The following is a 13517-nucleotide window of genomic DNA, read 5'->3' as shown; positions in this document are numbered from 1 at the left end:
CACAGCGTGGTGGGGGCGAGGGGAGTGCGCGCATGGACCGCGACACTGCGGCGGGTGTCGATGATATGTCCGATTCCAGGGGCAGGCAGTCCCTGGCCGGAGATGCCGAAGCGGCGAGTCTGGAGACCCGGCTATCGGGCGTGACCAGCCTCCACGCGGAACCGGATCCGAGAAAGGGCTGGCCGAGACCCGACGGCGAACGGGCGGGGATGCGCGGGGTCCGCAAGGCGGCGCCGGAGCACCGGCTGGAGAACAGCCTCACCGACGACACCGAGGTCGAACGGCCGCTGCCCAATGCCGAGCGGCTGGTCACCGAGGCGATGGCGCTGGCCGCCGGAGATGGCGCCGGCGACCGGGGCATGGCCAAGCTGGTCGGGCAGTACTGGCGGCTGGTCTCCGACGAGGAGCTGGCCGGGCGCACGTCGCCTGACCTGGTGGCCGCGACCGTATCGCACCGCGAGCTGGCCGGTGAGCGGCTGCGCGGACAGTTGAAGCTCCGGATCACCCCGGCGGACGAGACGGCCGACCACACCGCCATCGAGATCGTCACCGACGACATGCCGTTCCTGGTGGACTCGGTGACGGCCGCCCTGTCGGCCTGGGAGGTCGACATCCACCTGATCGCCCACCCGCTCGTCGTGGTCCGGCGGGAGCCGCTCGGCGCGCTGCTCGAGATCCGCACCGACGTGGAGCCGGCGGACGCGGAGCCCGGCGACGTCGTCGAGAGCTGGATGCGGATCGAGATCGACCGGATCCGCGACGCGAGCCTCATCCAGGAGCTGAGCAACGAGCTGAACCGGGTCCTCACCGACGTGCGGGAGGCGGTCGAGGACTGGCCGAAGATGCGGTGGCAGGCCCTGTCGCTCGCCGACGACCTGGCCGGGAACCAGCTCCCGGTACCCGACAAGGACATCAGCGACTCGGTGGAGCTGCTGCGCTGGCTCGTCAACGACCACTTCACGTTCCTCGGGTACCGCGAGTACCGGCTCGTCGGGTCGGGCAGCGGTGATCGACTCCTGGAGGCCGTACCCGGTACCGGCCTGGGCATCCTGCGCGCCGACCGGACCGCGCCGCGCGTGCTGTCGTCCATGACGCCCGAGGCGTACGCGAAGGCGCTGGAGAAGCGCCTGCTGATCATCACCAAGGCGAACTCGCGGGCGACCGTGCACCGGTCGGCCTACCTGGACTACATCGGCTTCAAGATGTTCGACCACGACGGCAACGTGGTGGGCGAGCGCCGCTTCCTCGGCCTGTTCTCCTCGGCGGCGTACCGCACCGGCGTGCGGGACCTGCCCGTGGTCAAGCGCAAGGTCAACGAGGTCATCCAGCACTCCGGGCTGTCATCGCGCAGCCACTCCGGCAAGGACCTGCTGGAGATCCTGGAGACCTACCCGCGCGACGAGCTGTTCCAGATCAGTACCGAGGAGCTGTACCGCACGGTGATGGGCGTGCTGCGCATGGCCGGGCGCCGGCAGCTGCGGCTGTTCCTGCGCCGGGACGCGTACGGGCGGTTCATCTCCTGCCTGGTCTTCCTGCCCCGGGACCGGTTCACCACGCAGAGCCGGCTCAAGCTGCAGGAGATCCTGCTGCGCGAGCTCAACGGCGTCGGGGTCGACTTCACCACCCGGGTGTCGGAGTCGCACCTCGCGCGGATCCACTTCATCGTGCGTACCGACCCGACCAACCCGCCCCGCGACGTCGACACCGACGCGCTGACCCGCCAGCTGTCCGACGCGACCCGGCTGTGGGACGGCGATCTGCGGCTGCTGCTGGAGCACAAGCTCGGTGAGGAGCAGGCCAAGGAGCTGTACCACCGGTACACCGAGGGGCTGCCCGACGCGTACAAGGACGAGCACACCCCGCACGAGGCGGCCAAGGACATCGCCAAGCTCGAACTGCTGGACGAGCCCGGTCAACTGGTCATGCACGTGTTCCGCCGCCGCAAGGACGACCACGACGTCCGGTTCAAGGTCTTCCGGTACGGCGAGCCGATGATGCTGTCGACCGTGCTGCCGGTGCTGCACTCGCTCGGGGTGCGGGTGACCGACGAGCGCCCGTACGAGGTGCGGCGCGACGACGCGACCATCTACCTGTACGACTTCGGCCTCAGCGTGCCGGCCGGCGCCCGCGACCTGGCCGACGTGCGCCCGCACATGGAGAACGCGTTCTCGGCGGTGTGGCGCGGCGAGGCCGAGATCGACGGGTTCAACGCGCTCGTGCTCGCCGCCGGGCTGACCTGGCGGCAGGTGGTGGTGCTGCGCGCGTACGCGAAGTACCTGCGCCAGGCCGGCTCGGTCTACTCGCAGGAGTACACGGAGCAGACGTTCCTGCAGTACCCGGGGATCGCGGCGCTGCTGGTCGCGCTGTTCGAGACGCGCTTCGACCCGCGGCTCAAGTTGTCCGACTCCGACCGGGCGGCGCAGTCCCAGCAGCTCGTCGACGCGCTGAACCGGCAGCTCGACGCGGTCACCAGCCTCGACCAGGACCGGATCCTGCGCTCGTACCTGACCCTGATCGACGCGACCCTGCGGACGTCGTTCTTCCAGCGCACCGACGGCGGTCGGCCCAAGTCGTACATGGCCTTCAAGCTCGACCCGCAACGCGTGCCGGACCTGCCGGCGCCCCGGCCCAGATACGAGATCTTCGTGTACTCGCCGCGCTTCGAGGGCGTACACCTGCGCTTCGGCGCGGTGGCGCGCGGCGGCCTGCGCTGGTCCGACCGGCGCGAGGACTTCCGTACCGAGATCCTCGGGCTGGTCAAGGCGCAGATGGTCAAGAACGCGGTGATCGTGCCGACCGGCGCGAAGGGCGGCTTCGTGCTCAAGCGGGCCGTCTCCAGCACCGACCGCGAGGCGTACCTGTCCGAGGGGGTGACCTGCTACAAGCTGTTCATTTCAGCTCTCCTGGATGTAACCGACAACCTCGACGCCGACGGCACGGTCGTCCCGCCGCGCGACGTGGTACGCCAGGACGGCGACGACCCGTACCTGGTGGTCGCCGCGGACAAGGGCACGGCCAGCTTCTCCGACACCGCCAACGAGATCTCACTCGAGCGCGGCTTCTGGATGGGCGACGCGTTCGCCTCCGGCGGGTCGGCCGGCTACGACCACAAGAAGATGGGCATCACCGCGCGGGGCGCCTGGGAATCGGTCAAGCGGCACTTCCGCGAGCTGGGCCGCGACATCCAGACCGAGGACTTCACCGTCGTCGGCGTCGGCGACATGTCCGGCGACGTCTTCGGCAACGGCATGCTGCTCTCCGAGCACATCCGGCTGGTTGCCGCGTTCGACCACCGGCACGTCTTCGTCGACCCCGACCCGGACGCCGCCACGTCGTACGCGGAGCGGCGCCGGCTGTTCGAGCTTCCCCGCTCGTCGTGGGCCGACTACGACACCTCGCTGATCTCCAAGGGCGGCGGGGTCTGGCCGCGTACCGCGAAGTCGATCCCGATCTCATCGCAGCTGCGGGAGGTGCTCGGCCTCGGCGTCTCCGTCGAGGCGCTGTCGCCGGTCGAGCTGATCCGGGCGATCCTCACCGCCGAGGTCGACCTGCTGTGGAACGGCGGCATCGGCACGTACGTGAAGGCCGGTACCGAGTCGCACCTCGACGTGGGCGACAAGACCAACGACGCGGTCCGGGTCAACGGCCGGGACCTGCGCTGCCTGGTCGTCGGTGAGGGCGGCAACCTGGGGCTCACCCAGCGGGGCCGGGTGGAGTTCGCGATGCGAGGCGGGTACGTCTACACCGACTTCATCGACAACTCCGCCGGGGTGGACTGCTCCGACCACGAGGTCAACATCAAGATCCTGCTCGGCGGGACCGACCTGGATTTCGAACAGCGCAACGAGCTGCTGGCCGAGATGACCGACGAGGTAGCCGAGCTGGTCCTGCGCGACAACTACGAGCAGGCCTGGGCGCTGGGCAACGCCCGAGCGCAGAGCAGGTCGCTGCTGCCCGTACACCAGCGGCTCATCGCCGACCTGGAGCGGCGCGGCGAGCTCAGCCGGGAGCTGGAGGCGCTGCCCAGCGACGAGGAGATGGCGCTTCGGGCAGAGCACGAGGTCGGACTCACCACGCCCGAGTTCGCCGTGCTGCTGTCGTACGCGAAGCTCGCCCTCGAGCACGAGTTGCGCGACTCGAGCCTGCCCGACGAGGAGTGGACCACCGAGGAACTGGTCGCCTACTTCCCGACCCCGCTGCGGGAGCGGTACGCCGACCAGATGGTCCGGCACCAACTGCGCCGCGAGATCGTGGTGACCAAGCTGGTCAACGAGGCGGTCAACCGCTGCGGCACGTCGTTCTTCTTCCGCGCCATGGAGGAGACCGGCGCGAGCGCGGCGGACGTGCTGCGGGCGTACGTGGTGGTCCGCGAGGTGTACGGGCTGCGCGAGCTGTGGCGGTCGGTGGAGTCGCTGGACGGGCGGGTGCACACCGAGGCGCAGACCACCGTGTACCTGGAGCTGCGCCGGCTGCTCGACCGGGCCGTGCGCTGGCTGGTGTCCAGCCGCCGCTCGCCGCTGGACGTACCGGGTGAGATCGACCGGTTCCAGACCGGCGTGGCGGCGCTGATCCCGAAGCTGGGCACCCTGTTCCGGGGCAACGAGCGCCAGTCCCTGCGCGACCACGTCCAGCGGCTGGTCAAGCTCGGCCTGCCGGAGGAGGTCGCCGACCACGCCACCCGGCTGATCTACTCGTTCGGGCTGCTCGACATCGTGGAGACGTCCCACACGACGGGCTGCCCGATCGACGAGGTGGCCGGCGTGTACTTCGCGCTGTCCGAGCGGTTCCGCGTCGATCACCTGCTGTCGAAGGTCTCGGCGCTGCCGCGGGAGGACCGCTGGCAGACCATGGCCCGGATGGCGCTGCGGTACGACCTGTACGCGGCCCTGGCCGGCCTGACCGCCGAGGTGCTGGGGGCGACGTCTCACAGCGTGGCGGCCGAGCAGCGGGTACAGGAGTGGGAGGAGGCCAACACGGTCTCGATCACCCGGATCCGCAACGCGATGCTGGAGTTCGAGGAGTCGCGGGCCGATCTGGCGGCGCTGTCCGTGCTGCTTCGCCAGATCCGCACCCTGGTCCGGACCGCCGCCGCGTAGCGTCCTCTCCTGATCCTGAGGGATTCTCCGTGCGCCGAGCACGGAGAATCCCTCTCCGATCATGGGATCTGTGCGGCGGGGACTCCTACCACCGTCACCCCGGGTGGGACGTCGTGCGTCACCACCGCACCGGCCCCGATCCGGGCACCTGCTCCGATGTGGACACTCCCGAGCCGAGGCGTGATCACGGTCGCGCCTGCTCCGATCATCACGTCGTCGCCGACCACGATGCGGTGCTCCGAGCCGGGCTTGGCGCGTACGGCCAGCGTTACGTTGTGCCACAGGTGTACCCGCGCCCCGAGGACGACGTTGTCGTGTACGACCACGCCGAGACCGTGGTGTCCCAGGGTCACGCCTGAGCCCAGGCGGGCGCCCGCGCCCAGGTCGTTGTGGTACACGAAACCGTTGATCCGCTGCACCACGCGCGCCAGCCGGCGCAGGCCGCGCCGGTGCAGGGCCGAAGACCAGCGCCAGAGTCGAACCGTCGTCACATAGGAGGCAACGACGGGATCGGGTGTCCCGCTACGCCGCCAGGCCCAACGCCTCGGCCGCGGCCCGCCCGTTGGCGTGGCTCGCACCGTGCGTGGTCACGAAGGCACGGACGTGGCGAGGCCGCCACGACGACGGCCAGCCCATCTCGAGCAGGACGACCGGGTACGTCGCGGCGACCGCCTCCACCAGCGCGGCCGCGTCGGGCAGGCGGTGGACGTTGCGCCCGACGAACACGATCGGCCGACCCGCGGCGCGCGTCACCAGGCCGGGCGGGTCCAGGTGGGCGGGTACCGCCCGGAGCTGCTCGGTACCGTCCAGGTGCGGTCCGAGGCCCCACGGCACCCGGCCGACCGCTATGGACGCCTCGGACTCCAGCTGGACGACCAGGGGAGTGGCCAGGCCGTCGACCGAGCCCTCGACCCGGACGGCGCCTCTCGCCGCCGGGTAGCCGATGCCCCGGTCGTCGACGCTGAAGCCGGAGTCCCGACCCGACGATGCGGGCAGCGCCGCCGACCGCTCCGCCGCCTGTTCCACCCGGGACAGCGGCAGCCGACCGTCGTCGACCGCGGCCACGATCGCGGCGGCGGTCGCCTCGACCAGCGCGGCGTCCACCCGGGCGCCGAGGCAGAGCAGGTCGCAGCCGGCCGCCAGGGCGAGGACCGCGGCCTGTGGTACGCCGCCGGCGTGGTCGGTCGAGCCGCGCATCTCCAGCGCGTCGGTGATCACAACCCCGGTGAACCCCAGCTCGTCGCGGAGCAGGTCGACCAGGGCGGTGCGGCTGAACGTCGCCGGCGCATCCCGGGTCAGCGCCGGTACCCGGATGTGTGCGGTCATGATCGCCCGGGTGCCGGCGGCGAACGAGGCGGCGAACGGCGGCAGCTCACGGGTGCGCAGCAGGTCCAGGGTCGCGTGCACGGTCGGCAGTTCGACGTGCGAGTCCGCGACGGTCGCGCCGTGGCCGGGGAAGTGCTTGGCGCAGGCCGCCACGCCGACCTCCTGCAGGCCGGTCACGGCCGCGGCGGCGTGCGCGGCGACGCGTACCGGGTCGGCGCCGAAGCTTCGGGTACCGATGACCGGGTTGTCGTCGGAGGTGTTGACGTCGACGGTCGGCGCGATGTCGAGGTTGACGCCCACCTCGGCGAGTTCGGTACCGATGGCGCGGTAGACCCGTCGGGTGAGGTCGACGTCGTCGACCAGGCCGAGTGCGGCGTTGCCGGGGTACGGGCTGCCCTCGCGGTGGGCCAGCCGGGTGACGTCGCCGCCCTCCTCGTCGATGCCGATCACCACGTCGGCCCGGGCCGCGCGGAGCTGGGTGGTCAAAGCGGCGAGCTGGGGGCGGTCGACCACGTTGTACCCGAACAGGACGTGGCCCGCGAGGCCCTCGGCGACCAGTTCGGTGGCCCAGTCCGGCGCGCTGGGGCCGGGAAAGGAGGCGAGCATCGTCCGCAGGGCCAGTCGCCGCAGGCCGGCATCAACCTTCACGAGCTCCCCCTTCGCCCACCCACCCGGCACCGAGGTGACCAGGGCTGGTCACAGCCTCGTAGGCTAACTCTATTCTTAAGGTGATCTCGTAAATTAGTAAACTTTCTTAACCTCAAAGGTAGTCGCTCCCATGAGCCCAGCCCCCATCCCTGGTACGCCTCGCCTACTGCGCGCGCTCAACGACCGGGCCGCGCTGGAGTTGTTGTTGACCAAGGGCCCCCTGACCCGAGCCCAGTTGGGGGAGCTCACCGGTCTTTCCAAGGTCACCGCGTCGCAGTTGGTGGAGCGGCTCGAGGAGCGCGGGCTGGTGACCCGCGTGGGCGAGCTCGCCGGTGGTCGCGGACCCAATGCCCAGATGTACGCGGTCGTACCGGCCACCGCGTACGTGGTCGGCGTCGACGTCGGGCCGCAGCACGTGGTGGCCGCCGTCGCCGACATCACCGGCAACGTGGCCGGCCGGGTGGACGTCGCCATCAGGGACGCCGACGATCCGGTACGCGTCGTGCACGCCGCCGTGGTCGAGGCGGCCGAGGCGGCCGGCGCGCCGCTGGAGCGGGTCCGCCGCGTCGTCCTCGGTACCCCCGGCCTCGTCGACCCGGCCAGCGGTGAGATCTCGTTCGCCTGGGACCTGCCGAAGTGGCACCGTGGCCTGCTCGGCGCGCTCCGCGCCGACCTGGACCGCCCGGTCGTGTTCGAGAACGACGTCAACCTGGCGGCGATCGCCGAGGCCCACGCCGGCGCCGCCGCCGGCGTCTCCGACTTCGTCCTGGTCTGGGTCGGCCGCGGCGTCGGCCTCGCGGTGATCCTCGGAGGTCGCCTGCACCGGGGTGCGACCGGCGCCGCCGGTGAGATCGGCTACCTGCCGGTACCGGGCGCCCCGGTGCCCCGTGACGTCTCCCGGCGGGCCAAGGGCTCGTTCCAGCAGCTCATCGGCGCCGACGCGGTCCGCGCACTGGCCCGTGAGCACGGCTTCAAAGCCGGAGGAGGCGCCGAGGCGGTACGGGCCGCCATCGCCGCCGGTACCCAGGGCGGCCCGGTGCTCGACGAGATCGCCCGCAGGCTCGCGCTCGGCGTCGCCGCGGTCGGGGTCGTGCTGGACCCGGCGCTGGTCGTCCTCGCCGGCGACGTCGGTCAGGCCGGCGGCGCCGCGCTGGCCCAGCGGGTACAGCACGAGGTCGCCGCGATCTCGCTGGCCTCGCCCCGGGTCGTGAGTACCGAGGTGGAGTCCGAGCCGGTCCTTCAGGGCGCGCTGCTCACCGGGCTCGACGCGGTACGCGAGGAGGTCTTCGGCTCGACCGTCGACGGCACCTGACTCCGCCCCGTGGCGGTGACATGGTTGGATGGTCGGCGTGTCTGCGCCTGCTCAGCCTGCGATGCAACCGCCCGCCGTCGACCCGGACGTGGTCATCGATCTTGACTCGGTGACCGTACGACGGGGCACCACCGACCTCGTCCGGGACGTCAGCTGGCGGGTCGAGCTGGACGAGCGCTGGGTCGTTCTCGGCCCCAACGGCGCCGGCAAGACCACGCTGCTCAACCTGGCCTCCGCACGGCTGCACCCGACCCGCGGCGCCGTGCACGTACTGGGGGAGCGGCTGGGCCGGGTCGACGTGCACGAGCTGCGTACCCGCATCGGCCTGGCGAGCGCGGCGCTGGCCGGCCGCATCCCGCCGGACGAGACCGTACGCGACGTCGTCGTGACCGCGTCGTACGCGGTCCTGGGGCGCTGGCGCGAAAGCTACGACCGGGTCGACGTGGCGCGGGCCGGCGCGCTGCTGGAGCAGCTCGGCATGGCCGCGCTGGCCGACCGCCGGTACGGCACCCTGAGCGAGGGCGAGCGCAAGCGCACCCAGATCGCCCGCGCCCTGATGACCGACCCTGAGCTGCTGCTGCTCGACGAGCCGGCGGCCGGGCTCGACCTGGGCGGCCGGGAGGACCTGGTACGCCGGCTGGCCGAGCTGGCGCAGGACCCGGACGCGCCGGCACTGGTACTGGTGACGCACCACGTCGAGGAGATCCCGCCGGGCTTCACCCACGCGCTGCTGCTGCGGGAGGGCGGCGTGGTGGCCGCGGGCCTGCTGCACGAGACGCTCACCGCGGAGAACCTGTCCAAGACGTTCGGGTTGCCCCTGACGCTTGACGTCGCCGACGGCCGGTACACCGCCCGCTCCGCCTGACAGTCCCGAGCATGAGGGTGAAATCAGGGTCGCGCCCCTGAGGCTCTGGTTGCGCGCGCGCGTCACCATCGGAAGCGTGCGACTCGTTCTCAACATCCTGTGGCTGATCTTCGGTGGTCTCCTGCTCGCCCTCGGGTACGCGATCGCCGGCCTGATCTGCTTCGTCCTCGTCGTCACCATTCCGTTCGGGATCGCCGCGTTCCGGATGGCCAACTACGCGCTGTGGCCCTTCGGGCGCACGGTCGTACCGAAGCGGACGGCCGGGGTCGCCTCCGCCCTGGGCAACGTCATCTGGTTCATCGTCGCGGGCTGGTGGCTCGCGCTCGGCCACATCGTCACCGCGGTCGGGCAGGCGATCACGATCATCGGCATCCCGCTGGCGATCGCGAACATCAAGCTCGTACCGGTGTCACTGTTCCCGCTCGGCCACGAGATCGTCGACGCGGACGAACGGCCGGTGGGCCCGCTGAGCGCCCGGCCCTAGGTGCGGGGCGCCGGAGCGACGGACCGAAGGAGAACATAGGCTGCCGCAAGGTCACGACGAGGTGAGGAGGCGGGCGTAGTGGGTGAGCTCGTACGGCTGGAGGTCGCGGACGGCATCGGCACGATCCGGTTGAACCGGCCGCCGATGAACGCGCTCAACATCCAGTTGCAGGAGGAGCTGCGCGAGGCGGCGCACCAGGCGACGATCGACGACGCGGTACGCGGGGTCATCGTGTACGGCGGGGAGAAGGTCTTCGCCGCGGGCGCGGACATCAAGGAGATGGCCGGGTTGGGGTACGCCGACATGGCCCCCCGCGCCCAGGAGATCTCGCGCGCCATCGACGCGGTCGCCCGCATCCCCAAGCCCGTCGTCGCGGCCATCACCGGGTACGCCCTGGGCGGCGGCTGCGAGCTGGCCCTGGCGTGCGACTGGCGGATCGCGGCGGCCGACGCGAAGCTCGGACAGCCCGAGATCAACCTCGGCATCATCCCGGGCGCCGGCGGTACCCAGCGGCTGGCCCGCCTGGTCGGCCCGGCCAAGGCCAAGGACCTGTGCATGTCGGGCCGGTTCGTCGACGCCGACGAGGCGCTGAGCATGGGCCTGGTCGACAAGGTGGTGCCCGCCGTAGAGGTGTACGACGCCGCGGTGGCCATGATGCAGCAGTACACGAAGGGCCCCTCGCACGCGCTGCGCGCGGTCAAGCTCGCGATCGACGGTGGCCTGGACATGGATCTGGCGTCGGGCCTGGCGTGGGAGAGCCAGCTGTTCGCCGCCCTGTTCGCGACCGAGGACCGTACCGAGGGCATGGCCGCCTTCGTCGAGAAGCGCAAGCCGGAGTTCCGCGGGCGCTGAGGTCCTGCTCGATCTTGGACACTGATGCGGCCTATAGCTCGCATAAGTGTCCAAGATCGGGCGCGTGGCGAGGCGGGTCTACCGGGCGGTAACCTACGCGGACGGCACGCGACAGGAGGATCCGCGATGACGGAGCAGTTCGAAGGCCACGGCGGGGACCTCGCCCTCGCCGCGCTGAAGGCCTTCGGCGTCACCGAGATGTTCACCCTCTCCGGTGGCCACGTGTTCCCGCTGTACGACGCGGCCCAGCGGGCCGAGGTACGGCTGCTGGACGTGCGCCACGAGCAGTCCGCGGTCTTCGCCGCCGAGGCGGTCGCGAAGTTGCAGCGCCGGGCCTCGCTCGCCGTCCTCACCGCCGGCCCCGGTGTCACCAACGGCGTCTCCGGTCTGACCAGCGCGTACTTCAACGCCTCCCCGGTCGTCGTGATGGGAGGCCGGGCGCCGCAGTTCCGCTGGGGCTCGGGCAGCCTCCAGGAGATGGACCACCTGCCGCTGGTACGCCCGGTGACCAAGCACGCCGAGACCGTCTTCGCGACCGAGGACATCGCCGCCAAGGTCCACGAGGCGGCGACCATCGCGCTCACCGCCCACCGCGGTCCGGTCTTCCTGGACTTCCCGATCGAGGCGATCTTCTCGCAGGCCGAGGTGACGCTTCCCGGCGCGGCCGACGTACCGGTGATCGAGCCCGACCCGGACGAGGTGGCGAAGGCGGCCGCCCTGCTCGCCGGCGCCCAGAAGCCGGTCATCATCGCCGGGTCCGACGTATACGCCGGCAACGCCGTGGCGGCGCTGCGCGAGGCGGCCGAGGCGCTGAACGTACCCGTGTTCACCAACGGCATGGGGCGCGGCTCGCTGCCCCCCGAGCACCCGCTCGCGTTCGCCAAGGCCCGGCGGCCGGCGCTGTCCGGCGCCGACGTGGTCTGCGTGATCGGCACCCCGCTGGACTTCCGGCTCGGCTTCGGCGAGTTCGGCGACGCCCGGGTCGTACACATCGTCGACGCGCCGACGCAGCGGGCGTCGCACGTCTCGACGGCGGTCTCGCCGGCCGGAGACCTGCGCCTGATCCTGACCGCGCTGGCCGACTTCGCCGGTACCCGCGCCGACCACGCCGACTGGGTGGCCACGCTGCGCTCCGCCGAGAACGCCGCGAAGGCGAAGGAGGCCGACGCGCTGGAGGCCGACACCGACCCGATCAAGCCGAGCCGGGTGTACGGGGAGCTGCGCAAGGTGCTCGACCGGGACGCGGTCACGATCGGCGACGGCGGTGACTTCGTCTCGTACGCGGGCAAGTACCTGGAGCCGTCGCAGCCGGGCACCTGGCTCGACCCCGGCCCGTACGGCTGCCTCGGCACCGGCATGGGGTACGCGATGGGCGCCAGGGTCACCTACCCGGACCGCCAGATCTGCGTCCTGATGGGCGACGGCGCGGCCGGCTTCTCGCTGATGGACGTGGAGTCGCTGGTACGCCAGAACCTCCCCGTCGTGATCGTGGTCGGCAACAACGGCATCTGGGGCCTGGAGAAGCACCCGATGCGGGCGATGTACGGCTACGACGTCGCCGCCGACCTGCAGCCGGGTCTGCGCTACGACGACGTGGTCCGTGCGATGGGCGGGGCCGGCGAGACCGTCGAGAAGGCCGGTGACCTGGGACCCGCGCTGCGGCGGGCGTTCGAGGCCGGCGTGCCGTACCTGGTGAACGTGCTGACCGACCCGGAGGACGCGTACCCGCGCTCGTCCAACCTGGCGTAAGTGAGCTGCGGTCACGATCAGGACAGCCACCTCCGGACTGGTTGGCTAACATCAGAGGCTGTCGACTCGTCGTGTTCGCTGAGACGGTGGGGCTCTATGTCCATGTCGTATGGCTCCTTACCCGATCCGACTGAGCTAGCGCGCCTTCGGGATGACGCCACCGAGCTGGCATCTCGTTTCTCAGCCGTAGATGCCGATCCAGAAACCCGTTACCTGGGCACGGACGAAGCCCAGGTGGTGCGGATCAGCCTCGACGGCCGACGGCGAGTAGCGGACGTGGTGATCGCACCTACGTGGCGCTCGGTCCTCGGCGCGGGCAGGCTCGGCACGGCGGTCGAGGAGGCGGTAGTCGACGCCAACCGGGAGTACATGGAGGCGTGGGCAAACGCGTTCGCCGATGAGGATGGTGGCGGTGTCGGCGCGGCGCGAAACATGTGTTCCGAGCACTCCATTACGGATCCCGGCTTCGAGGGTGCTGCGCCGCCCATCGATCTCCGCGCGCTGATGTCGCTGTTCGATGATGTGTGGACCGGTCTTTCCGATCTCGACCGGTACGTGGAGCGGGCAACCGAACATCGTCTAGTCGGGCGTAATTCCGGGCACCAGGTGACCGTCACCCTGGTCGGTGGTGAGTTCGTTGACATCGCGTTCGACCATCGCTGGCTCGCCGCCGCCGAGAATGGCACGATCGCCAGCGCCGTCCGGGATGCGTTGCGGAATGCACAGGAAGTGGCCATTGAAGCCGAAGGCGCCTCTGTCAGCCCCGGCTTTGAGGAACTTCGGTCACTCGTGGCCGATCCGGCCACAATGCTGCGCAGGCTAGGGCTGTCGTAGACCGGAAGACCTTCAGGAGGTTCACCTTGGCGCCGACGCCCGAAGAGGTTGCCGTCGCGATCGAAGCACTCCGAGCAGATGCCAGTCTCATGAGGTCAATCGGGGGTGAGTTGGCTGCCGCCGCAAACGCCGCCTCGAATCAGGTTCTATCGATGTTCGAGCTGGCCGGTCTTAGCGACTACGTCGGACTGCCTGCCACGTATGCGGAGCTGCAACAACAGATGGTGATGTTATTGAAGGAGGGCGAGCGCGCCTTCGACAGCATCGCCGACGCTCTGAATACGGCCGCAAACGCGTACGAAGACGACGAGCGCAACGTCGTGCGCCGAATGAACGCGGTCAACTGAGGGA

10 protein-coding genes are annotated in these 13517 nt (G+C 70.6%); 8 read left to right on the top strand and 2 right to left on the bottom strand.

Annotation, left to right across the window (positions count from 1 at the left end; all coding sequences use genetic code 11):
* Positions 1-209: 209 nt before the first annotated feature.
* The gene (locus Pme01_RS01835; protein WP_168112975.1) at positions 210-5096 is read left to right on the top strand and encodes an NAD-glutamate dehydrogenase; all 4887 of its coding nucleotides are present in this window, start codon (positions 210-212) and stop codon (positions 5094-5096) included.
* 59 nt (positions 5097-5155) lie between these two features.
* Here the strand turns inward: Pme01_RS01835 and Pme01_RS01830 are convergent, their stop codons facing one another.
* Together Pme01_RS01830 and Pme01_RS01825 are read right to left on the bottom strand one after the other, a co-directional pair.
* A complete protein-coding gene (locus tag Pme01_RS01830) occupies positions 5156-5587 on the bottom strand; it encodes a DapH/DapD/GlmU-related protein (RefSeq protein WP_168112976.1) in 432 nt (143 codons plus the stop codon).
* Between the two features lie 31 nt (positions 5588-5618).
* Positions 5619-7070, bottom strand: coding sequence for a glycoside hydrolase family 3 N-terminal domain-containing protein (locus tag Pme01_RS01825; protein ID WP_168112977.1), 1452 nt, complete (start codon positions 7068-7070; stop codon positions 5619-5621).
* A 130-nt stretch (positions 7071-7200) separates the two neighbouring features.
* Here Pme01_RS01825 and Pme01_RS01820 point away from each other — a divergent pair, with 130 nt between their 5' ends.
* From Pme01_RS01820 to Pme01_RS01790, 7 genes are all read left to right on the top strand, one after another.
* Positions 7201-8382 (top strand): ROK family transcriptional regulator, encoded by a 1182-nt coding sequence (locus Pme01_RS01820; RefSeq protein ID WP_168112978.1) that lies wholly within the window; start codon positions 7201-7203, stop codon positions 8380-8382.
* Positions 8383-8410: 28 nt separating this feature from the next.
* Positions 8411-9247, top strand: a complete 837-nt coding sequence (locus Pme01_RS01815; protein ID WP_168112979.1) for an ABC transporter ATP-binding protein — start codon at positions 8411-8413, stop codon at positions 9245-9247.
* A 76-nt stretch (positions 9248-9323) separates the two neighbouring features.
* Entirely contained in the window at positions 9324-9731 is a 408-nt protein-coding gene (locus tag Pme01_RS01810; RefSeq protein ID WP_168112980.1) for a YccF domain-containing protein, read from the top strand.
* A 78-nt stretch (positions 9732-9809) separates the two neighbouring features.
* Positions 9810-10583, top strand: coding sequence for an enoyl-CoA hydratase/isomerase family protein (locus Pme01_RS01805; RefSeq protein ID WP_168112981.1), 774 nt, complete (start codon positions 9810-9812; stop codon positions 10581-10583).
* 126 nt (positions 10584-10709) lie between these two features.
* Positions 10710-12332: an acetolactate synthase gene (locus tag Pme01_RS01800; RefSeq protein ID WP_168112982.1), complete on the top strand. Its 1623-nt coding sequence runs from the start codon at positions 10710-10712 to the stop codon at positions 12330-12332.
* 96 nt (positions 12333-12428) lie between these two features.
* Complete coding sequence (locus tag Pme01_RS01795; protein ID WP_168112983.1) at positions 12429-13166, top strand: YbaB/EbfC family nucleoid-associated protein; 738 nt, start codon at positions 12429-12431, stop codon at positions 13164-13166.
* 26 nt (positions 13167-13192) lie between these two features.
* Entirely contained in the window at positions 13193-13513 is a 321-nt protein-coding gene (locus Pme01_RS01790; protein ID WP_168112984.1) for a type VII secretion target, read from the top strand.
* Positions 13514-13517 lie beyond the last annotated feature (4 nt).

The organism is Planosporangium mesophilum, assembly GCF_016863255.1.
Taxonomy (GTDB): Bacteria; Actinomycetota; Actinomycetes; order Mycobacteriales; family Micromonosporaceae; genus Planosporangium; species Planosporangium mesophilum.
This window is presented reverse-complemented; position numbering and strand designations above follow the sequence as displayed.

What these genes read in the sequence shown, in the direction of transcription:
- Pme01_RS01835 (WP_168112975.1), top strand. Translation starts at nt 210, where the DNA reads ATGCGCGGGGTCCGCAAGGCGGCGCCGGAGCACCGGCTGGAGAACAGC.
- Pme01_RS01820 (WP_168112978.1), top strand. Translation starts at nt 7,201, where the DNA reads ATGAGCCCAGCCCCCATCCCTGGTACGCCTCGCCTACTGCGCGCGCTC.
- Pme01_RS01815 (WP_168112979.1), top strand. Translation starts at nt 8,411, where the DNA reads ATGGTCGGCGTGTCTGCGCCTGCTCAGCCTGCGATGCAACCGCCCGCC.
- Pme01_RS01800 (WP_168112982.1), top strand. Translation starts at nt 10,710, where the DNA reads ATGACGGAGCAGTTCGAAGGCCACGGCGGGGACCTCGCCCTCGCCGCG.
- Pme01_RS01795 (WP_168112983.1), top strand. Translation starts at nt 12,429, where the DNA reads ATGTCCATGTCGTATGGCTCCTTACCCGATCCGACTGAGCTAGCGCGC.